The 21,464-nt window shown below is 73.4% G+C and carries 17 protein-coding genes and 1 pseudogene; 7 read left to right on the top strand and 11 right to left on the bottom strand.

From position 1 onward, the window contains the following. Window positions 1-60: 60 nt before the first annotated feature. On the top strand, window positions 61-1,032 hold the full coding sequence (locus tag AS857_RS14430) for a hypothetical protein (RefSeq protein WP_058043495.1): 972 nt from the start codon (window positions 61-63) through the stop codon (window positions 1,030-1,032). A 55-nt stretch (window positions 1,033-1,087) separates the two neighbouring features. Here the strand turns inward: AS857_RS14430 and AS857_RS14425 are convergent, their stop codons facing one another. Beyond that, window positions 1,088-1,276: a hypothetical protein gene (locus AS857_RS14425; RefSeq protein ID WP_058043494.1), complete on the bottom strand. Its 189-nt coding sequence runs from the start codon at window positions 1,274-1,276 to the stop codon at window positions 1,088-1,090. Window positions 1,277-1,547: 271 nt separating this feature from the next. Between AS857_RS14425 and AS857_RS14420 the strand changes: the two genes are divergently transcribed. Further along, window positions 1,548-3,176 carry an alkaline phosphatase D family protein gene (locus tag AS857_RS14420; protein ID WP_058043493.1) on the top strand — a complete coding sequence of 543 codons (1,629 nt, stop codon included), beginning with the start codon at window positions 1,548-1,550 and terminating at the stop codon, window positions 3,174-3,176. A 12-nt stretch (window positions 3,177-3,188) separates the two neighbouring features. On the opposite strand, the pseudogene AS857_RS14415 reads toward AS857_RS14420, so the two are convergent. The 6 genes and pseudogenes from AS857_RS14415 to AS857_RS14395 form a co-directional block, all read right to left on the bottom strand. Then, window positions 3,189-3,792: pseudogene (locus AS857_RS14415) on the bottom strand (hypothetical protein). Beyond that, window positions 3,759-4,523 (bottom strand): phosphotransferase enzyme family protein, encoded by a 765-nt coding sequence (locus tag AS857_RS14410; protein WP_058044148.1) that lies wholly within the window; start codon window positions 4,521-4,523, stop codon window positions 3,759-3,761. Before AS857_RS14410 ends, AS857_RS14415 begins: the two are co-directional and overlap by 34 nt. 138 nt (window positions 4,524-4,661) lie before the next feature. Next, window positions 4,662-5,807, bottom strand: a complete 1,146-nt coding sequence (locus AS857_RS14405) for a methyltransferase domain-containing protein (protein WP_058043492.1) — start codon at window positions 5,805-5,807, stop codon at window positions 4,662-4,664. 10 nt (window positions 5,808-5,817) lie between these two features. Further along, window positions 5,818-5,994 (bottom strand): hypothetical protein, encoded by a 177-nt coding sequence (locus AS857_RS39975; RefSeq protein WP_160330231.1) that lies wholly within the window; start codon window positions 5,992-5,994, stop codon window positions 5,818-5,820. A gap of 196 nt (window positions 5,995-6,190) precedes the next feature. Further along, window positions 6,191-6,937 (bottom strand): SOS response-associated peptidase, encoded by a 747-nt coding sequence (locus tag AS857_RS14400; protein ID WP_058043491.1) that lies wholly within the window; start codon window positions 6,935-6,937, stop codon window positions 6,191-6,193. Between the two features lie 24 nt (window positions 6,938-6,961). After that, the gene (locus AS857_RS14395) at window positions 6,962-9,466 is read right to left on the bottom strand and encodes a polyprenyl synthetase family protein (RefSeq protein WP_058043490.1); all 2,505 of its coding nucleotides are present in this window, start codon (window positions 9,464-9,466) and stop codon (window positions 6,962-6,964) included. Window positions 9,467-9,704: 238 nt separating this feature from the next. On the opposite strand from AS857_RS14395, the gene AS857_RS14390 reads away from it, so the two are divergent. Together AS857_RS14390 and AS857_RS14385 are read left to right on the top strand one after the other, a co-directional pair. Then, a complete protein-coding gene (locus AS857_RS14390; RefSeq protein ID WP_160330230.1) occupies window positions 9,705-11,954 on the top strand; it encodes an MMPL family transporter in 2,250 nt (749 codons plus the stop codon). After that, window positions 11,951-12,640: a hypothetical protein gene (locus tag AS857_RS14385; protein ID WP_058043488.1), complete on the top strand. Its 690-nt coding sequence runs from the start codon at window positions 11,951-11,953 to the stop codon at window positions 12,638-12,640. Before AS857_RS14390 ends, AS857_RS14385 begins: the two co-directional genes overlap by 4 nt. Window positions 12,641-12,700: 60 nt before the next feature. Here AS857_RS14385 and AS857_RS14380 read toward each other — a convergent pair whose 3' ends face one another. After that, window positions 12,701-14,191: an FAD-dependent monooxygenase gene (locus AS857_RS14380; RefSeq protein WP_058043487.1), complete on the bottom strand. Its 1,491-nt coding sequence runs from the start codon at window positions 14,189-14,191 to the stop codon at window positions 12,701-12,703. Between the two features lie 181 nt (window positions 14,192-14,372). Here AS857_RS14380 and AS857_RS14375 point away from each other — a divergent pair, with 181 nt between their 5' ends. Then, on the top strand, window positions 14,373-15,008 hold the full coding sequence (locus tag AS857_RS14375) for a hypothetical protein (protein WP_058043486.1): 636 nt from the start codon (window positions 14,373-14,375) through the stop codon (window positions 15,006-15,008). Window positions 15,009-15,091: 83 nt separating this feature from the next. On the opposite strand, the gene AS857_RS14370 is transcribed toward AS857_RS14375, so the two are convergent. Further along, a complete protein-coding gene (locus AS857_RS14370) occupies window positions 15,092-16,339 on the bottom strand; it encodes an ATP-grasp domain-containing protein (protein ID WP_144440813.1) in 1,248 nt (415 codons plus the stop codon). Window positions 16,340-17,398: 1,059 nt separating this feature from the next. Between AS857_RS14370 and AS857_RS14365 the strand changes: the two genes are divergently transcribed. After that, the gene (locus AS857_RS14365) at window positions 17,399-18,643 is read left to right on the top strand and encodes a GDSL-type esterase/lipase family protein (protein ID WP_079110325.1); all 1,245 of its coding nucleotides are present in this window, start codon (window positions 17,399-17,401) and stop codon (window positions 18,641-18,643) included. Between the two features lie 9 nt (window positions 18,644-18,652). Here the strand turns inward: AS857_RS14365 and AS857_RS14360 are convergent, their stop codons facing one another. Both AS857_RS14360 and AS857_RS14355 read right to left on the bottom strand, forming a co-directional pair. After that, window positions 18,653-19,783 carry a GDSL-type esterase/lipase family protein gene (locus tag AS857_RS14360; protein WP_160330229.1) on the bottom strand — a complete coding sequence of 377 codons (1,131 nt, stop codon included), beginning with the start codon at window positions 19,781-19,783 and terminating at the stop codon, window positions 18,653-18,655. A gap of 268 nt (window positions 19,784-20,051) precedes the next feature. Further along, complete coding sequence (locus tag AS857_RS14355) at window positions 20,052-21,002, bottom strand: helix-turn-helix domain-containing protein (protein ID WP_058043483.1); 951 nt, start codon at window positions 21,000-21,002, stop codon at window positions 20,052-20,054. A gap of 70 nt (window positions 21,003-21,072) precedes the next feature. Between AS857_RS14355 and AS857_RS14350 the strand changes: the two genes are divergently transcribed. Beyond that, a complete protein-coding gene (locus AS857_RS14350) occupies window positions 21,073-21,405 on the top strand; it encodes a cupin domain-containing protein (protein ID WP_058044146.1) in 333 nt (110 codons plus the stop codon). Window positions 21,406-21,464 lie beyond the last annotated feature (59 nt).

Here is a 21,464-nt window from a genome sequence, read left to right as displayed (position 1 = left end):
GGCAACGGTACGGGAACCTGCGGCCCAGGGCCTCGATTCCTGCGCTTTAGGATCGCCCGCGTGACAGAGATCGACTACGGGCAATTCCACGAGTGGCTGCAGCAGGCGCGCAGTGCGGCCGAGGGCGGCACTACTACGGACCCTGCGGGCACTGATGCGCGGTGGGAGCTGCTGCGCAGGTTCCAGGAGGGCTGGGGTTACGAGCCCACTGGTGGCGAGCGGTGGGAGCGGGAGGAACCCGATGCCCACAAGGCGTACGTGTCCGGGCTGAAGGACAGGGCCAATGCCGATGCCGATGCCGATGCCGGCACCGATGCCGATACCGCCTGCTCCGACGCCCCGGTGGACGACGTGCCCCACGACGTCGACCCCTCGCTCGCGATACCCGCCGCGCTGGACGAGTGGTGGGAGTTGCCGTTCAACTCCTTCGCGGACCGGTGGCGCCTGTACTGGACCAACCCGGTGTGGCCGCCCACCGTTCGCCCCGACCCCACCGGCTACGGCGTCGCCGGCGGCCTGCCACCGGAGAACCCCTTCACCGGCCCGTCCGAGGATCTGCGGGTCTGCGTGTTCATGGCCGAGGACCAGTACTGCAACGAGTGGGGCTATCCCGCGGCCCGCAGCCACCTCGCCGATCCGCCGGTGCTGGTCTCCGCCCAGGACGACGACGGGCAAGAGGCCTGGGTGCTGCAGAGCCGCTCGCTCTCGGAGTTCTTCCTCCTGCTGGCCGTCACGCGCTTGCCCGCCCACTACGGCTGGACGGTCGAGGAGGGCAGCATCGACCCGGAAGTTCCGGCCCGGCTGCGGGAGAGCCTGCGCCCGATGGGGCTGCTGCCGTGGCGTGAGCTGGGGGCCCGTACCGAGTTCTTCGGCGGCCCGGACGTCATCGTGGCCCACGACACCGGGTACGGCGACTCCGAGCTCGTCGCGTACGGACGCACCGAGCACGCGCTGGAACGCCTGGCCGAGACGCTCGGCGTGGACTGGTCGGAATCGATCTGCGAGCCGGAGAGCCACCGCGAGGAAGAGTGACGGTCCCGGCACCCCGGACGACCCCGGCCGGTTCCCCAAGACCGTTCCGCAGCACTCATTTCGCGCCGTCCAGAGCCCGCTGCAGCGCGGTGCCCTTCCCCTCGCCGGCCGGTGCCGCGGCTCCGCGTGCGGTCTCCCGGTCCGTCCCGCGCTCATCGGCGGGTGTGGCGGCGGCCGGAACGGCCGTGGAGACGAGGGCGGTTGCGGCGAGCAGGGCGGAGACTGCGGCTGTCGGGCGGCGCATGGTCGGATTCCTTCCGTCGAGCGGTGATGCCCCCTCACCGTATGGACGCCCGCCCCTCCAGGTGATCGTGATCAAGAATGATCACGGGACCCTCTCCCCCTACAGGTTCCCCCGACACCGGGTCGGGGTCCGTTCCGGCTCGGCCTCGGGGTTGTGGCGGCGGATACGCCTGCACGCCGTTCTTGCATGGGAGACGAGGCATCCTCCTGGGTGTCTCCTGGGTATCCCCTCTGCAGGAGTGACCGGCGATCCTGGAGGGAGACGTCACGTCATGACGGGGCATCAGGGACATGACCGGACCGGCACCGCATCGATCTCGTACCTCAGACGAAGATTCCTCACGCTGACGGCCGCCGCGACCGTGCTGGCGTTCTCGGCCGAGCCCGGCCGCGCAAGAGCCGAGGAGCTCGGCGACCGTGTCCTCGGCGACGATCCCTTCACCCTCGGCGTCGCCTCGGGCGACCCCTTGCCGGACGCCGTGGTGCTGTGGACGCGGCTGGCGCCGCGCCCGTGGGAGCCGGACAGCGGGCTGCCCGCCACGGGGGTGATCCCCGTGAGCTGGGAAGTCGCGGAGGACGAACGCTTCTCGCGCGTCGTGCGCCGGGGCCGGGCCGCCGCCGACGCCGAGTTCGGGTACAGCGTGCACGCCGAGGCCCGGGGGCTCAAGGCAGGGCGCACCTACTGGTACCGCTTCCGGGCCGGCTCCTGGGTGAGCCGCGCCGGCCGCACCCGTACCGCTCCCGCTGCCGGAAGCTCTCCCGGGCAGCTGCGCCTGGGCGTGGCCTCGTGCCAGCAGTACGACGAGGGCTACTACACCGCGCTGTCGCACCTGGCCCGCGAGGACCTCGACGTCGTCTTCTTCCTCGGCGACTACATCTACGAGAACGCCATCGACGCACGGGCCGGGGACCGGCAGCTCCCGGACGGCAGCCGGCTGCCCGACGTCTTCGCGCACGAGACCGTCACGCTGGCGGACTACCGCCTGCGCTACGCCCTGGGCAAGTCCGACCCCGATCTGCAGGCCGCGCACGCCGCCCATCCCTGGTGCGTCACCTGGGACGACCACGAGGTGGAGAACAACTACGCGGCACACGTGTCGCAGGACAACGACCCGACCGATGCGTTCCTGCTGCGCCGGGCCGCGGCCTACCGCGCGTACTGGGAGAACATGCCCCTGCGCCTCCCGCACCCCACGGGGCCGGACATGCGGCTCTTCCGCCGCCTCCGCTACGGCAAGCTCGCGCAGTTCGACATCCTGGACACGCGGCAGTACCGCTCCGACCAGGCCTACGGGGACGGCTGGAAGCAGCCCGGCCCCGATTCCGAAGACCCCTCCCGCACCCTCCTCGGCCCCGCGCAGGAGCAGTGGCTCTCCAACGGATTCCGCAGCTCGTCGGCCATCTGGAACGTCCTCCCCCAGCAGGTCGCCTTCTCCCGGCGCCGGCTGAGCGCCCAGAACTCCCCCCTGTCCATGGACGCCTGGGACGGGTACCCGGCGGCCCGCAAGCGGCTCCTCGACGCCGCGCGCACCGCGCGGATCACCAACCTCATGGTGCTCTCCGGTGACTCCCACATCCACCTCGCCATGGACATCAAGGAGGACTTCGACAACCCCTCCTCCCCCACGCGCGGCGTGGAGATCCTCGGCACGTCCATCTCCAGCGGGGCCGACGGAGTCGAGAGACCCGAGGACTGGGAGCACCTCCTCGCCGTCAACCCGCACATGGCGTACTACGCCAAGCGCCGCGGCTACGTCGTCATCACGCTCACTCCGTCGCAGGCCCGCGTCGACTACCGCACCCTCCCCTACGTCACCCGCCCGGGCGCTCCCGTCTCCACCGCCACCAGCCTGATCTGCCGGGCGGACCACCCCGGATTCGAACGACCGCCGTCTCCGTGACGGCGATGCCGTTCACGGACGCGGAGCCTTCTCCCCGTGCACGGCTGTGTACCGGGCGGCGAGCCAGGGGCCCAGGTCGTCGGTGGGCATGCCGAGCGCCGCCGGGTCGGCCGAGGGCGTGCGGCCGGTGGCCGCGGCGGTGCGCATCTGCCCGGCCCGCTCCGGGTGGTAGCGGCCGAAGAGTTCGGCGGACTCGTCGAGGTCGCTGGTCCAGCCGCCCCAGTGGGGCATGATCAGGGTGAATCCGGTGCGTACGAGACGCCGGGCGACACCGCGGGCGAGGGCCTTGCGTTCGCTGTCCGTGGCGGCTTCGGCGGCCCGCGTGCGCCAGCGCGGCAGGGCGAGAGCGAGGTCGCCGTTGGTTTCGCGGGCGAGCAGGGACGTGGGGCGGTAGCGACAGGTCCAGGTCGGAGCGTCCGGGGACGGCGGTGCCGCGGGGGACGCTGCCGTAGAGGTAGGCGCCGTGCAGCCGCGTGCGGCCGTACGTCCCGGCGAGGTGGGCGCGCGCAGCCCCGACGACGGGGGCGAACGCTTCCGGCACCCGGTCCAGGGCGCCTTCGCGGGCGATCGTCCCGTCGTGGTTCAGCCCTCGCCGGCCAGCAGGGCACGCAGCCACTGTTCCTCGCCCTCCTCGATGTATGCGGTGTCATTGCGCCAGGTGTCGCCGTGGCCTTCGGCCCACAGGGTGGCCCAGGGCTGGTTGCCCCGGGCCGTCTGGTCGCGCAGGAAGTCGTGCATGGAGCGGGTGCGACGGCCCAGCAGGGGGACCAGGTGGCGTCGTTCGGCCTCGTCGAGCCCGTAGGCGTCGGCGAAGATCCGCAGCCGGTCGGCCGCATCGGTGCGCTGCCAGGCGGGGTCCGCGGACAGCGGGATGAAGCCGTGCGCGGCGTAGGCGACGTCCCACAGCCGCGAACCGGGGCCGGCCGCGTCCCAGTCGATGAACGCCCACTCGTCCTCGCCGCCGACCACGAGGTTCCACGGCGCCAGGTCCTGGTGGGCGATGATGTCGGCTCCCTCGGCGGGGACGAGCACCTGCCACCGGGCGTCGGCCGGTGGCGTGAACCCCTCCACGGCATCGTGGAAGTCCCTGATCAGGCGCGCGACCCGGGCCAGCCGCCGCGGCGGCTCCAGCAGGGCGAACCGGCCGGGCCAGACCACCTCTCCCGGCGCGAAGGTCAGGACCTCCCGGCCCCGGTCGTCGATGCCGAGGGGGCGGGGAGCCGCCCGGAAGCCCGCTTCGTGGAGATGGTTCAGCAGTGCGTGCACCGCCGGGGTCCACGGGCCCGCGGGGCGGCGGACGGTGTCGCCGACGCGGACGACGCCGTCACTGACGTTCCCGCCGGACAGCGGCTGCTCCTCGTCGGGGTGCTCCTCGACAGGGCGCTGCTCATCAGGGTGTTTCTCGTCATGCTGCTCTTCGCCGTGCTGCACGGCGCAAGTCTGCTCGACGGGCCCCTTGCGATCACCTCATTTACGGGCCCGGATCTACGGACCCGTCCGGGGGACGACGGCGATGGCGTTGCCCGGCTCGTCCAGCCACAGGTCCTGTCCGCCGGGGTGGACCGTCATTCCGGCGCGCTCGCGTCCGGGGCGGCCGTACCGCTCCCACTGCCGGTAGGCGGCCTCGACCTCGTCCCACAGGCAGCGGGGCCCGTACTGCTCGACCTCGTAGGAGGCCCGGCCGGGGACGTATTCGGCGGTGGCCCAGGAGCCCTTGTCGTAGGAGAACAGCCAGAGCGTGGCCTCGTCGCTTCCGTCCTGGGCCCGTCCCACGTAGTGCCACACCTGGGGCACGGCCAGGTCCACGTAGAACAGGGCGTGTTGGTCGTGGACCACGTCGAGGGGGCAGAGGGTGGTGCGGCCCGGCGTCCCGGCGTCCTCGTGGTGGAGGAAGTCGCGCAGGAGCCCTCCGCCGGCGGGCCGGCTGCGGGTGTGCATGAACGCCGGGTTGCCGGTGAAGCGGCCTCGGGCCCGGCCGTCGGCGACGTCGAGGACGGCGAAGCTGTAGTGGAACAGGCCGCCGCCCCACGGTGCCACGATGCGGCCCGCGGGGGCCTGCTCGACCCAGGCGTACGGGATCTCCGGCACGGTGTAGGTCGCGAGTACCCGGTCGTAGGGTGCGCCGTCCGGCCGGCCGTCCTCGGCGTCGCCGCACAGGACGCGGGGGCCGAAGCCCGCGCAGGCGAGGTTGGCCTCCGCCTGCTTGGCGATGCCCGGGTCGACGTCCATGGTGGTCACGTGCCGGTCGCCGAGCCGGTGGCAGAGCCAGGCCACGTTGTAGCCGGTGCCCGCGCCCGCCTCGAAGACGGTGTGACCCGGCCGGACGTCGAGGAGGCCGAGCATCTGCAGCATGATCGACGGCATGGAGCTGGAGGACGTCGGCCGCTGGTAGGCGTCCTCGCCGAGGTCGCGGCCCTCGTTGACCTGGGTGACCAGCGCGAGGTCCCCGTAGACCGCCCGCGCCCAGCGCTCGGGGTGCGTCGCACGGTCCACGACGCGCCCTCCGGCCTCGAAACCGTCCGGGAGGAACAGCTCCCGCGGCACCTGCGCGACGGCGGCGGCCCACGGGGAGCCGGGAGCGAGGGAGCCCTTGTTCGTGAGGATCTGCAGCAGTCGTTCGGGAGTGCTCATCTGGAAGCGATCACTTCTTCTTCGGCGGGTCGGTCACGGGCTTGTTCCACTGCCCGTCGCTCTCGCGGGGCGACTGCTGCTTGTCGCCTTCCTCCCCGCCCTTGCCGTCACCGTGCTTGCCCATGCCGCCGTCCCCGTCCGTCCCGGGCTCCGATGAGGGCAGACGGTAGTGGGAGGGGGGCGGCACGGCGGGTCCTTTGCGCACGTCGGCCGAAGGTTGGCCGTGCGTTGGCCGATACGTATCGGCCGGAGGCCGAACCCCGCTCGCCGACGGCCTCGGAGCAGGGGGTCGGCCGGATGGGCCACTTCTGGCCAGCGGGCATTTCCTGTGGCCCTGGGCGGCCAGGATGGCGCTCCGGTCCGGAGGGTTGAGCGGACCGGGGTCAGGCGCCCGTGTCCGCGCCGGGGGCGTCGTCGAGCAAGTGGGGGCCGTTGTTGCGGACGTCGTTGACCGCGGTCGACACCGGGCGGGCGCCGAGGTCGCCGCCCGCGGGAGTGGTCAGGAGTGCGCGGAGCTCTTCGGGGTCCTGGTGGGCGGGGTCGAGCCAGGTGTCGTAGTCGGCCGGCGCGATGGCCAGCGGCATGCGGGGGTGGATGCGGCCGGCGGTGTCGGTGGCTTCGGTGGTGATGATGCTGCAGGTGGTCCACCACTGCGCCGGGCCGTCGTCTCCGGTCGCCGGGTCGCGCCAGAACTCGTACAGCCCCGCCAGCGCCATCACCTGACCGTCCGCGGGGCTGATGAAGTACGGCTGCTTGTAGGCCTTCGCGGCGGGGGTCGCGGCGACCGCTTCCCATTCGTAGAAGCCGTCGGCCGGGAGCAGGCAGCGGTGCTTGGCGAAGGCGCGGCGGTAGGCGGGCTTCTCGTGCACCGTCTCCACCCTGGCGTTGATCATCTTCGCGCCGGTGGCCAGGCTCTTCGCCCAGGACGGCACCAGGCCCCACCGCAGCGCCCGCAGTTGCCGCTCGATCGCGCCGCTCTCACGGTCGGCGCGCTCCAGCACGGCCCATACGTCGTCGGTCGGGGCGACGTTCCAGCTCGGTTCCAGGAGAGGTTCCGGGTCCCACCGGGTGACGGAGAACAGTCCGGCCAGGTCCTGCGGACTGCGGGTGGAGACGTAACGGCCGCACATGGCAAAACCTCGCCGGTCCTCTCGTCAGACCCGGTCGCCGGTCAGGTGCAGCGGCTTGCGCGGGGCCGGGGGCCGGCCGTCCGCGGCCGGGTCGGGGACGTCGTCCTCGCGTTCGGCCGCGTACCAGCCCAGGCCGCGCAGGATCGCCTTGGGCATCGTCGGCGGCAGGGCGCGGTCGAGGGCCGGCCAGGCCTCCTCCAGGAGGGCCCGGGCATGGGCGCGGGCGGCGTCCACCGCGCCGCATTCGGCGAGGACGGCGGCGACGGCTTCCGCCATCTGCGGAGTGGCGCGGCCGCCGCGCACGGCCTCCCACACGGCGCGCAGACGGTCGGGCGGCAGCAGGGGCACGGCGTGGGCGAGCGGCACCGTGACCTTGCCGTTGAGCAGGTCCTCGGCCACGCGCTTGGCCGCGCGGCGGCGTCCGCCGTGCCGGACGGTGCCGATGCCGCGCAGGTCCGCGACGTCGTCGCTGATCTGGTAGGCCACGCCGAGGGCCTCGAAGTACGCGCCGATGGCGGCGGTCTCCGCCTCCCCCGCGCCGGTCAGCAGGGCGCTGACCTCGGCGAACATCCGTACCGGCAGACCGGACTTCAGCCGGTGGGTGGAGTGCAGCCGCTGCAGCAGCACCGAGGCGTCGCCGGTGGTCACGGCGGTGTCCATGGCCTGCTCGTGGCCGGTGATGTCGAGGGCCTGCCCGGCGTGGCCCGCGCGCAGGGCGCGCAGGTAGGCCCGGTGCACGCGCAGGCGCAGCGCGGGGTCGTCGGGCAGGATGTCGTCCGCCACCCGGTCGAAGACGAAATAGGCGGCCGTGCCCGCGTTGATGGCGGTCGCTGCGCCGAAGACCTCGTGGACGGTGGGGCCGCCACGGCGCATCGGAGAGGCGTCCTCCACGTCGTCGACGATGAGGGACCCGGTGTGCAGCAGCTCGGTGACGGCCATCAGGGGGCGGTAACGGTCCGCATCCTCGGAGAAGAGGGCCATGACGCAGGCGGAGGCGAACGAGCGCCACGACTTCCCGCCCAGGTCCGCGAGATGGCGTACGGGCAGGACGAGCCCTGCGTGCACCCCGCGGGACGAGGCCTCGTCGAGCGGGACATGGCCTTCCAGCCCGGCCAGAGTGCCCAGCACCCGGGGGTCGGCGGTGTCGGGGTAGAACCGGCGGACTTCCGCCCGCGTGATCCGGCCGATGCGGCGCATGAAGTCTTCGAGGTCGCTGATGGTGTTGGGCGGAACGAACTCCACGCGCGCGTGGCCGCCGACGGGCCGCCCGCCCATCGTGCCCTCCACCCGGCACCGGCCGTGCCAGAAGGCGCGGCCCAGGGACATCGACGAGACCTCTTGCGCGTACGGGGACGCGACGAGTCGTACGTCGAGGCCGCCCGCTTCGGGGATCCGCAACCGGGTGGCGACGGGGTAGGAGTTCATGGTGACCGAGGAGTCCCAGCGGCGCGTGGTCCACAGCTCCGCCGTCGCCTGCCGGCCGTGTCCGTCGGGGCCGGAGACGGCGCACACCGTGTGCTGTGCCTGCGTCGTGTGGGTGGCCATGGGCCGATCGGGCCGATCGGGCCGTTCCTGGAGAGCCGGCGCGTCCAGCGCGTCCAGCACATCCGGCGGATCCGACGGGTCGGGGTCTCCGTCGTCGAGGGGCTGCCGGGCCGACGGCAACGGCTCGGTGCCGGTGGTCTCCTCGACGAGGCTGGTGCGCAGGAGCGCCACGTCCCAGCCGTTGTCCAGCTGCACCTGAACCCGCATCCAGGCGGTCTCCGCGCCGCCGGGGCGGTGCGCGCCCTCCGGGCAGGTGCCGTAGGAGTGCTCCAGCCACGCCTCTCCCGTGACGCGCACCGGCTCGCGCCCGGAGGCGGACACGGTGCCTTCGGCCGTCATGCGCGGCAGGCAGGACGAGGACAGGGCCCCGGGCGCTTCCGTTTCGTCGCCTGCGCGCAGCGGCAGGGGTGGTTTGCCCGGGCCGAGGGTCAGTGCGAAGCCCCCGGCGTCGCCGGCCACGGTCAGGCCGTACGAACCGCCCGGGTGCCGGGTGAGGGTGGCGACACCGCCGAAGTCCAGGTCCAGCCGGTGCGCGGCGAGGCGTACGGGTGCGTGCAGCAGCCGGTCGGGCAGGAGCGGCCTGCCGCCCGCCAGGGCGTCGAGGACGGCCCGGCGCACGTGTGGGTCCCACGCCGAGGCGTCCTCGAAGGCGGAGCGTGCCTCGGCGAGGGCCGCCTCGTCCAGCCAGGACTCGGTGGTGCGGCCGCCGGTGGCGTGGTCGGTGTGCGACCAGATGACGGTGTGGCCGGCGGGCCGGTCCGCTCCCCCGCCGGGCCGGGCGGTTCCGGTCCCTCCCCCGGCGCCCGGCCGCCGGCACAGGAACTGCGCGGACAGGCTGTGCTCTTCGCCTCCGGCCGTCCGTACCGAGGCGTTGACGGACCACCGTTCGACGGGACGGTCCGGGTGGGGCAGGTCCTCGCGTACGGACTCGCCGGAGTCGGTGGCGGACGGGGACGGCGGTGCCTGTGCGGCGTGCTTGTTCACGGGTGCCCCAAGGGGAGTCCTGCGGTGCGGGTTGCGTACTGGCCGTAACCGCCCAACCGCACGAGCGTCAACACGGTTACCTGCGACCACCCGTATGGATCGCCCGTGGCGGGCGATCCATGCCCTGTCGGGTGCATTCGGGTGAGCGCGGGCGTGCCGCCCGCAGGGGTGCCCGGCCGCCGCCGTATACCCGGGACACGACGGATGGGGACGGTGGACGAAGATGATGACTCGGTGGGTGGTTTCCCGTCCCTGGCGGGTGCTGGCCGGGGCGGGCCTCCTGGGGGCGGTGCTGGGGCTGTGGCTGCTGGGAGCCCGCCCTCAGTTCAGCGGCGGCGGCTATCTCGCCACCGGGACCGAGGCCGCTCGCGCCGACGCCGTCCTGGCCGAGCGCTTCCACGCGGGCCTGCCGGACCTGGTGCTGCGCGCGGACGCCCGCTCCCCCGCCGGTTCGGAGGACGTCTCCCGCGCGGGCCTGGACCTCACCGTCAGGCTCTCCCGGCAGCCGGGCGTCGAGCGCGTCTACTCGTACTGGAACACGGGCGCCTCCGAGCTGCTGAGCGAGAACGGGCGCAGCGCCCTCGTCGTGGCCGACCTGGCGGGGGACGACACGGCCACGGCGCGGGCCGCCGCACGGCTGGTGCCGCGCTTCACCGGTGCCCACGGTCCGCTGCGGGTGTCGGCCACCGGCACCTCCTACGTCTCGGCGCAGGCCACCGAGGTCAGCGGGCAGGAGCTGCTCCGGGCCGAGCTGCTCGGCGTGCCGCTGGCCGCGCTGGCGCTGCTGCTGGCCTTCGGTTCCCCGGTCGCGGCCCTGCTGCCGGTGCTGACCGGGCTGTTCGCGGTGCTGGGCGCCTATCCGCTGCTGTGTGCGCTGGCCGGCGTGATGCCCGTGTCCGCGCTCGCCACGAACGTCGCGACGGCGCTCGGCTTCGGCGTGGCCGTCGACTACGGGTTGCTCCTCGTCAGCCGCTACCGCCAGGAACTCGCCGCCGTGGAAGGCGACGCGCACGATGCCGACGGCAGACCCGACACCCGGGGCGCCACGCTGCGCACCATGCGCACCGCCGGGCGCACGGTGTTCTTCTCCAGCGGCACGATCGCGGTCTGCCTGACCCCCATGCTGCTGTTCCCCCTGCCGTTCCTGCGGTCTCTGGCCTGCGCGGGCATCGCGGTCGTGCTGTGCTGCGGGCTCGCCACGGCTGTCGTCCTGCCGGCGCTGCTGGTTCTGCTCGGCCGCTGGATCGACCGCGGCGACCCGCTGGCCCGGTGGCGCCGGGCCCGTTCCGCGGAGAGCCCGCTGTGGCGGCGCGTCGCCCGTGCCGCCACCGGCCGGCCCGTCCTGGCCGGCGGCTGCTGCGTGCTGCTGCTCGCCGCGTCGGCGCTGCCGTTCGCCCACGTCCGCTTCGGCGTCACCGACTACCGGGTGCTGCCGGCCGGGCTGGAGTCCCACGCCGTCGCCGCCGGGATCGAGCGCGACTTCTCCCTCCCGTGGGATCGCGCCGTCACCGTCCTGTTGCCGGCCACGGATGCCGTCGAGCAGGAGGCCGAGGTGACCGCCTACGCCCGGCAGCTGTCCGAACGGCCCGACGTCGCGAGCGTGGTGACGGGCCTGGGGACGTACGCCCACGGGCGCCAGGTGGCCGGGCCGACGCCCGGATCGCTGCTGCAGATCACCATGGGCGGCACCTGGCTCGCGGTGACGGGATCCGGTCCGCCCGCGAGCGACCCGGACCTCGTACAGACCCTGCGCGCGCTGCCCTCCCCCGGCCCACACCTGGTCACCGGCTGCCCGGCGCGCGTGCTGGACACCAAGACGGCCCTGGCGCACGTCCTGCCCTTCATCGGGGCGCTGTTGATCGGCTGCGTGCTGGTCCTGCTGTTCCTTTTCACCGGCTCGCTGCTCATCCCGCTCAAGGCCGTGGTGCTGGCCACGTTGAGCATGTGCGCCAGCTTCGGGGCCATGGTCCACGTCTTCCAGGACGGCCACCTGCGCGGCCTCCTCGGGTCGTTCGCCGTGACGGGCGAGCTGGAGACGGCCATGCCGGTGGTGATGTTCTGCTTCGCCTTCGGGGTCTCGGTGGACTACGAGCTCTTCCTCATCGCCCGCATCCAGGAGGAGTACCGGGCCGGCGCCGACTGCCGCACCGCCGTCGTCAACGGCATCGCCCGCACCGGCCGGGTGATCACCACGGCGTCGCTGCTCGTCGCCATCGCCGTGCTGCCGCTGCTGACCTCGCACGTGGTGCTGCTGAAGATGTTCGGATGCGGCATCGCCCTCGCCGTGCTCGTGGACGCCACCGTCGTACGCGGCGTCCTCGTGCCCGCCTTCATGCAGTTGGCCGGGCGCGCCAACTGGTGGGCGCCCGCGCCGCTGCGGCGTCTCCACCGGCGCCTCGGACTCCACACCGCCTTCGTGCCGCCGGCACCCACGGGTGCCGTGCCGGCCCAGCAGAAACAGACCGTCAGGAAGAAGATCCGCACATGACCACCACGCACCGTCCGCGCCGCGCCCGTCGTCCGCGCCGTCCGCGCACCGCGACGATCCACGCGGCTCTGGGCGCCCTGCTGCTCGGCGCCCTCTGCACGACCGCCGGTCCCGGGACCACGCCGGCGTCGGCCGCCCCCGCGCGCGGCACAGCCCGGACCGCTCCGGCCGTGACCGCCGTGACCGGGGCGGCCCCGGCCGGTACGGCCTTGGCCGGGACCGCCCTGTCCTGCTCCCTGCAGACCGCCCCCGGCGACCCCCTCGTCTTCCGCCCGCCCGTCACCGGCCGCGTGCAGCGGGTGTCGGCCACGGGTACGGTCCTGCTCGACCGCTGCACCTCCGCGGACGGCAGCCAGTACGGGATCCGGTCCGGAAGGATGGTCCTGCGCGGCGCGGCGACGGCCAACTGCCTCACCGCCGCCCGCCCCGAGGGGTCCGCCGTCATCACCTGGTACCACGGCTGGGCCCAGCGCGGCCGGACCGCCGGAACCTCCCACCTGAGGCCGTCCTCGCGCGGCGGTGGCGGCTACACCCCTGCGGACGCCTTCCTCAGCGGCGACGTCGTCTCGGGGCGGATGGCGGACCGCCACGTACGCGGCTGGGCGGTGCCCACCACCGACGTGACCGGCTGCGCGGCCCGCGGTCTGCGGACGGTCGCGGGGCGGGGCAACATCTCCTTCTCGTGACCCTCGACGGGGCGTGCGGGCCCGGGACCGGCCGGCTCGACCGCGAGGAGAGCCTCGCCGTCAGCCCACTCGGGTGCCGGTCCACGCCAGCAGCGCCTCGGCCCGTTCGGCGTTCAGGGCACGCGGGTCGGTGGTGCGGGTCGCCCAGGCGATGTGGCCGTCGGGCCTGACGAGTACGGCGCTCACGCCGTCGAGGTCCGACCGGGCCTCGTGCCGGCGGGCGGTGACTGCGCGGGTGCGGGAGGACTCGTCCGGGCCCGTGCCTTCGCCGAAGTGCAGCAGGACGAAGCGGCCGTCGCGGAGGAGTTCGTACACGCGGGCCGGCCCGGCCGCCGTCGTCAGGTCGATATCGGGCATGCGCCGGCCGGTGAGCGGGTCGGCGTCCGGCAGGGACGGAGGATAGGCGGTGTCGAGGGCGGAGATCCGGCCGGCCAGGTACCGGTTGACCTCGCTCATGCCCAGGAGCGTGTCGAGCAGCTCGCACAGGAGCTCCGCAGGGAGTCCGTACTGCTCGGTGAGGGGGAGTTCCACCAGCAGGGTCTGCGCCCGGGTGCCCGCGGTGACGGCGTGGCCGACGGGGTGGCGCTCGGCGTGATAGGTGTCCAGCAGACCGGGCGGCGCCCAGCCCCGGACCGCGGCGGCGAGCTTCCACCCGAGGTTCATGGCGTCCTGCAGCCCGGTGTTCAGGCCCTGGGCCCCGACGGGGAAGTGGACGTGCGCGGCATCGCCGGCCAGCAGGACGCGGCCGCGGCGGTAGGTCCCGGCGAGGCGGGTGGTGTTGCCGAACCTCGACAGCCACCGGGGCTCGCCGATGCCGCAGTCGGTGCCGCACACCTGCCTCAGTGAGGTGCGGAACTCCTCCAGGGTCACCGGTTCGGAGGAGGGAGTCCGGATCCGCCGGGGGTCCATGACCACGAACCGGGTCAGCCCGCTCTCCAGGCGGGCGACGAGGACGCCGTGCTGCCGGGCCCGTTCGTTGCACGCGTGGTCGGCGACGGCGAAGTCCCCCACGACCGCGCTCATGGACTCGCGCGTCCCCGGGAACCCGATGCCGGCGGCCTGCCGGACCCGGCTGCGCCCGCCGTCGCAACCGACGACGTACGCGCAGCGAATCGTGACCGGGCCGCCGGGTCCGGAGAGACCGGCCACGGCGCCGTGGGCGTCCTGCCCGACTGCGACGGCCTCGCACCCGCGGTGGACCTCCACCCCCAGCTCCCGGGCCCGTTCCGCCAGCAGCGCCTCGGTCCGTGCCTGGGCCAGCAGCAGCGCGTAGGGGTGCCGGGTGTCGAGCCCGGTGAAGTCCAGCCGCCGCTTGAGGCTGACGGCGAACTGCCAGCCGGGCACGGTGCGGCCTGCGGCCAGGAAGCGGCCGGCCAGGCCGCGCATGTCCATCAGCTCGATGCTGCGCGGGTGAAGGTTGAGCGCCCGTGACTCCCGGTGGGGCGACGCGCGCTTGTCGACCACCCGGACCCGTACGCCCGCCAGTGCCAGTTCGCACGCCAGCAGCAGTCCCGTCGGCCCCGCCCCCACGACGAGCACTTCGGTGTCCATGCCTGGGTCCATGCCTGCGTCGATGCCTGCGCCCCGGGACGTCACTCCCTCACCTTTCGCCGCATGAGCGAGGACCGTCAAGCGGCCCTTCGGGATTGGCCGAAGCCGGCGCTTGGCTTCGGCACCGTCCCGCACTGGAATGAGACGGCCGGGCCACCGGGCCCGCGGGAGGAGTCCGCCAGTGATCCACATGACCGAGACCCTGGCCGTGCAGACCGTCGAGGACTTCCTCACCGCCGACGAGACGGCCGAGCTGACCAAGGTCCTGGACGAACACCTCGCGGCCACCGGCTGGGTTCCCGTACGGCCCAGCGAGGGAACGACCCCGCCCGACGCGGCACAGGCCCTCCTGAACGGCGCCGTGCGGCGGGCCCTGCCCGCGCTGCGCCGGGTGTTCCCCTCCGCCTCGGGCACCGATCCGTGGCTGTACCACGACCTCAAACCCGGCGACAAGATCCGTCCGCACGTTCACGGCGTGGGCGACCCGCAGGCCCGGCCGCAGCGGATCGCCCGGGTCGCCTTCAACCTCCAGGACGCCGAACGGGGTGGCGAGTTCCACCTCGACACCTACTCGGCCGACGCCCTGTGGAGCGACACCACCCCGGCGGCCGAAAGCGACTACGCGCCCGGAACGCGGCTCGTCCACGAGATCACCGCCCGCTCGGGCCCGGTGAAACTCGACGACCTGCCGCACACCCGCTGGATCTGCAGCCCGCCGCCGGGCACCACCGTCGTCTACGGCACCCAGCTGGTCCACGGCGTCCTGCCGGTCACGGAGGGCAGGGTGCGCAAGCTCATCACCAACCTCCTCGCATGATGCCGTACCGACGCGGGCGGGGAGGCCGTTGACGCCGTGCCGATGCCGGCGGGGAGGCCGTCACAGCGGAGACTGTCGGGCTTTCACAGCGGAGGCCGGCCGCCGTCCCGCCGCAGGGCGTACAGCCCGCGCCCCAGCTGAGCAGCCGCCTCGTCCGCCCCGTTCAGCAGCGTTCCCGGCGGCAGGGACCGCAGCCAGGCGCTCACCACATCGGCTCGGTCGCCCGGGACGCACAGGACGGGACGGTGGTACCCGCCGATGAAGGGGCCCCGGTTGGCGGGGTTTCCCGGGAAGGCCATCAGCTCCGTCCCCGTCGGCGGGGGCGGCAGGGCGGCCCCGTTGCGCACGGGCAGTTCGAGCGCCACCCGGTGGGCGCGGGCCCGCCGCGTGGACGGCGCACGGCCCAGCACAGCGTGCGCGTACGCCACGTGCGGGTCGAGTCCCGTACTCGCCCAGCTCATGTTGGACACGCCGCCCAGCCGGCCGTTCAGCTCGATCACCTGCAGCCGGCCGTCGTCGGTGACGGCGAAGTCCATCTGCCACGGGCCCAGGGGAGCTGTCGACTCCACCATGTCCACGACCGTGGCGGCCAGTTCCTCCTGCACTCGCGCGGGCAGCACCGCCGGTGCGACTCGCACCCGCCGACCCGGAGCACAATCGCTGCCTAGCCGGCCCAGGGAGGCAACCGGCCACGCGACCGTGGCCGATGGCCCGGCCGCCGAGGACCGCGGCCCGGAGAGGAGCTCCAGCGTGTACTCCTCCCCCGACACCGCCTCCTGGACCAGTACCGGATACCTCACCTCGCCGGACACCCGGTCCAGATGCTCCCGGTCCCGTACGTAGTGGCGTCCGGCGTGGAACTCGCTGCGGGCCTCCTTGACCAGCACGGGGAACCCGAGTTCGCCCACGGCACCCGGCAGCTCCGCCGCCGCCTCGCAGACGACGCCCCGCGGCACGGGCCAGCCCCGCTCCCCCGCGAGGCGGTGGAACGCCACCTTGTCGCTGGCCGACGTCGCGAACCCCTCCGGGTGCACGGGCATACGGCAGCCCGCGCCACGCAGCCGGGATGCCGCCCGGGAGTAGACGGGCAGGAGCTGCTCCTGTCCGGGACACCCCATGTTGGGAACGGCGACTTCGGCCCGGTGCTCCTCGAGCAGCTGCAGCGTCCTGCGTTCGTCGAGAGTCGTCGGCAGCTCTCCGCACGCCGTCCCGGGGCCCAGGAACGACGTCAGGTCCGCGAATCCCAGCACGGTGACCTTCGCGCCGCCGTCCCTGAACGGTGGCACGATCCTGTCCGCGCGGAACTCCCCCAGGACGACCACACGCGCCATCCGCACCACCGCCGTCGATCCATCGGAGACCACAACCTTCCCCGCCGACGGGCACGGTTGCAACGCACGCTCCGGCCCCTCACCGGTTTCGTCGGCTGCTGGAGCGCGGCCGCAGCAGCGCCGCGGCCAGCACGGCCGGGGTGGTGAGCAGCAGGGTGAGGGTCACCAGCGACAGGCCCCGGAGCTGCTTCTCGGTCGCTGACGGGAGGACCTTCCGGTAGGAGGGGCAACGGTTCCTGGGTCCGCACAGGTTGGTGGGCGGTTTCGGAACGGGCGCCGTGTTCGGCGGGGCGGTAGGCGGGGCGGGGCGGGGCGGCGTCCTCACAACCGGGGCGGGGGCCGGCGGGAGTTGAGCCGGTGGGGCGGGAGCCGGGGGCGCCGGCGCGGGAGGCGGGACTACGGGCGCCGGGGCAGGAGGCGCGGGGGCCGGGGGTACTTGCGGTGCACCTGGTGGGGGGACGGGAGCGGGCGGGGCCGGCGGAGCGGGCGCGGGCGGCGCAGGGGCAGGAGGGGCGGGGGCCGGAGGGGCGGGGGCCGGAGGGGCGGGGGCAGGTGGCGCCGGGGCGGGCGGCCTGGCGTTGCGGCACTTCAGCCACACCTCTGCGTCCACGGTGTTGAGCACGCGCGCAGTGACGTCCAGGCACCCTTGGCCGTTGTCGGTCACTTCCGCTTGAACATTGCCGCCCAGTCCGTTCACGGCGACGTGCGACGGGGGATGAGGCGGCAGCAGGCTCGGCAGGCGGTGCAGGACAGCGTTCACCGACGTATTGCCGGTCGCGACACTCGCGCCACCGTCGTCGGCCGCCGCCTCGCCGGTCATCGCCAGCGCAGCAGCCGTGGCCAGCATCACCGCATACCGTGTTCTCCGCCGCCCCGTCACGCGGAACAGCCTGCACGCCCTCCGGTGTCTCCAACTCTCGTTCCCCCCAGATTCCTCCGATGGGCGGAAAATTGCGTCAGCACATCGCAACGAGCGCGCGACGGGGCGGCCGGCGCCCGGAGGCCCGGTGAACGGATAATGATTGGGCGTTCCACGCATCCGGCCCGCAGAATGCACCCATGAACGACCGGCTCGACGACATCTCCGACATCCCCGAGACCCCCGCCTCGACCCCGGCGACGGACTGGACGACGACTCCCGTCACCACGCCCATCACCGCGGACCTCCTGCGCGGCGCCCTGGACCTGGAGTACACCGAACACGGGGTCCTGCCGCACCGGCTGCCGGCCCGGGCCCGGGCGCAGTGCGCCGACGGGCAGCTGGCCGTGGCGGAGGCCCAGCCCTCCGGCGTACGGCTGGTGTTCCGCACGCGGGCCGGTGTCATCGAGCTGGACGCCCTCCGCACCAAGAACGTCTACAAGGGCGCCCCGCCCCGGCCCGACGGCGTCTACGACCTGCTCGTCGACGGCCGCCTGGCCGGGCGGGCGAGCGTGTCCGGCGGCAACGTCCTGCTGGTGGACATGACCACCGGGTCCGCGGAGACCCGTCCCGGCCCGGTCGGTACCGTCCGGTTCTCCGGTCTGCCCGACCGCGTCAAGGACGTCGAGATCTGGCTGCCGCACAACGAGATCACCCAGCTCGTCGCCCTGCGCACGGACGCTCCCGTCGAGCCCCTGCCGGACGGGGGCCGCAAGAAGTGGCTGCATCACGGCAGTTCGATCAGTCACGGCTCCGATGCCGCGAGTCCCAGCACGACCTGGCCCGCGCTGGCCGGCTTCCTCGGCGACGTGGAACTGACCAATCTGGGGCTGGGCGGCAGCGCGCTGCTCGACCCGTTCACCGCCCGCGCCCTGCGCGACACCCCCGCGGACGTGATCAGCATCAAGGTCGGCATCAACCTCGTCAACACCGACCTGATGCGCCTGCGCGCCTTCGGCCCCGCGGTGCACGGCTTCCTCGACACCGTCCGCGAGGGCCATCCCACCACGCCGCTCCTGGTCGTCTCCCCCATCCTGTGCCCCATCCACGAGGACACCCCCGGCCCCAGCGCCCCGGACTTCAGCAGCCTCAGCGAGGGGAAGCTGCGGTTCCGGGCCGCGGGCGACCCCGCGGAGCGCGCCGCCGGGAAGCTGACCCTCAACGTCATCCGGGACGAACTGGCCCGCCTGGTGGAGCAGCGGGCGGCCGACGACCCGAACCTGCACTACCTCGACGGCCGCGAGCTCTACGGCGAGGCGGACTTCGCCGAACTGCCACTGCCCGACCAGCTCCACCCGGATGCCGCGGCACACCGCCGCATCGGCGAACGCTTCGCCGCCCTGGCCTTCGGCTCCGGCGGGCCGTTCGCCACCACGCGCGTCTGAAAGGCCCGTTCAGCGCCCGGCCTGATCCGCCGGGCGGATGCGCATGGCGGTCGGCGAGCCGTCGCCGAGGTAGTCGGCGACGCATCCGTACCGGCCGGGCCGGGCCGCCGCCACGAGGCCCAGGCAGGCACCCAGCGCCCGCTGGCCGAAGGCGTTGGGGTGCATGGATTCCTCCAGCGTCCCCTGGGTGTTGGCGTAGTCGAGGAAACGGAACCACTCGTGCTTACGGGCGTCGGGGCCGGTGGCTCCCACCTGGGTGGTTCCGAGGGCGCAGACCTCGTGTCCCGCCATCGTGTCCTTGAGGTCGAGGAAGTCCGCGCCGCGGGACGCGGCGACGTCACGGATCATGGCGGACAGCTGGGGGACGAAGGTGTAGCGGGCCCAGGAGGCGTCCCGGTCGTTGAAGGGACAGCCGTCCCTGCGCAGGCGGTTCGGGTCGCCTTCGCGCAGGCGGAACTCCTCGCCGCCGGGGAGGGGCGACGGGTACGACTGCAGGACGAGCCGGTAGTCGCCGTCGCCGTAACCGGCGGCCGCCATCGTCGCCCGGATGTCGTCCACGACCGCGGACACCTTCGCCTGGACGGCGGGCAGTTTACGGTCGACCTCCGCGGCCTGCTTCTTCCAGCACAGGCGGCTGAACGCCCAGTCGTAGGCGCAGTCGCCGATGACGGTGCCGAAGCCGAGGTCGTTCCCGCCGATGGAGAGGGCCACGAGCGTGACCTTCTTGGTGCGGGCGATCTGCGCGAGCCGGTCGGTCTGCGGTGCCTCTCCGTTGAGGGACAGGCCGCCCCGGGCGGCGCTCAGGACGTGCTTCGTCTCGGCGCCGGAGCAGGCGAGGCTGATGCGTTCGGCCACGGGCAGGGGCGCGGTGAGGATCTCCGCGCCGTCCGAGCGGTGGCAGCCGCCGACCGCAGCGGTCGCGCCGTAGACGCGCCCGGGGTCGTACGCCGTGCCGGTCCAGGCCCGGTCGGTGCCGTTGCGGCCCTTGTCGTAGCGGTCGGTGTTGCCGAGCCAGCGGCCGCCCTCACCGGAGATGAAGCTGTCCCCGAGCGCGACCGCCACGGACGGGCCGGACGGCGGGGCCGGAGCCGGATCCGGAGCCGCGGCCTGTGCGGGCGCGGCGCTCGCGAGTGCCGCCAAGGTACTGAGGATCGCACCGACGAGTATGGTGCGCGCAGGGCGGCGGGCCTGTCTGGAGCGGCGTCTGAGGCGGACTCCGGGATGGACTCTGGAACGTGCTTCGGATCCTGCTCCGAATCGTGCGCGGTGTAAGTACACGGGGTGTCCTCTCGGTGGCCGAGTTGCGGCAATGAGGAAACCCTCGGCCCGGTGTCGGCGCAAGAGTTGTGACACGGAACGGATCCGACCGGTCCAACGGATCCAACCGGTCCAACGGATCCACGGGGTGCTACCGCTGCCCCGCCCGGAACGCACGGCGGTAGGCGCCGGGGGTCGTGCCCAGGGCGCCGAGGAAGCGCCTGCGGAGGTTGGTGGCCGAGGAGAGGCCGACGCGGCGGGCGACGGCGTCCAGCGGGAGGTCGGAGGACTCCAGCAGCTCCCTGGCCGCTGTGATCCGCTGGGCCAGCAGCCACTGCCCGGGGCTGGTGCCGAGCTGATCGGTGAACCTCCGGGCCAGGGTGCGTGCCGAGACGCCCGCATGTGCGGCGAGGTCGTCGAGGGCCAGCGGTTCGCCGAGTCTGCCTGTGGCCCACTCCAGCAGCGGCGCAAGCGTGCCCTCCATCTGCAAGGGGTGCGGCGGCGCCGCGTACTGCAGCTGCCCGCCCTCGCGGTGGGGCGGCATGACCATGCTCCGTGCGACGTCCGCTGCGTAGCGGGCGCCGTGGTCGGTGCGGACCAGGTGCAGGCACAGGTCGATGCCGGCTCCGGAACCCGCACTGGTGGCCACGTCGCCGTGATCCACGTAGAGCACGTCCGCAGCGAACCCGACCGCCGGGAAGCGCGCGGCGAACTCCTGCGCCAGCCCCCAGTGCGTGGTGGCCTGCCGACCGTCCAGCAGGCCCGCGTGCGCCACGACGAAGGCCCCGGAGCAGATGCTGACGATTCGCGCCCCGCGGGCGTGAGCGCGGCGCAGGGCACGGAGCACTGCGGGCGAAGGCTGCTCGTCGGTGGGGAGCCATCCCGGGACGATCACGGTGTCCGCCCGGTCGAGCGCGTCCAGCCCGTCGGTCACGACCATGTCGTACCCGGCGCTCGTGGGGACGGGGCCCGGGGTCTCCGCGCAGACGCCGAACGTGTAGCGGGTGGGCAGTCCTCGGCGCTCGGTCCCGAAGACGTCGGCCGCGCAGGCGAGCTGGAAGGTCGACTGTGGGATATGGACGAGTGCCACGACACGATGCATGGCAGGAAAGTACCTCAGCATGTCTTTCTTGACACTCGGCGCGACGGCGGCAATCGGCCAGGCTCTCCTCATGCCAACAGAACAGAACGCCTCCGCCTATACGTGGTCCGCCCTGCAGGACGCTCCGGTTCACGAGCTCTTCCCCGGCATCCGCCTGCGCCCGCTGTGGAGCGGCGGCCAGGGCGCGAAGGCCCTCGTGGTGGAGATGGACCCCCACGCGTGCTGGCAGGGAGTGGATCTCCACGAGCCGGGCCCCGAAGAGGTCTACGTGATCTCCGGGACCTTCAACGACGGCGACCGCGACTATCCGGCCGGCTCGTTCATCCACGCCCCCGCGGGCTCCTCGCACGTACCGCAGACGACGACCGGCTGCACGCTGTTCGTCTTCTATCCCGAGGGGTAGTCCTCCCCGGGCCCGAGCGGGCGGGGCGGGCGGGGCGGCCGGGGCCGGGCACCTCGGCG

Origin of the sequence: Streptomyces roseifaciens (genome assembly GCF_001445655.1) — a bacterium.
GTDB lineage: Bacteria > Actinomycetota > Actinomycetes > Streptomycetales > Streptomycetaceae > Streptomyces > Streptomyces aureoversilis.
This window is presented reverse-complemented; position numbering and strand designations above follow the sequence as displayed.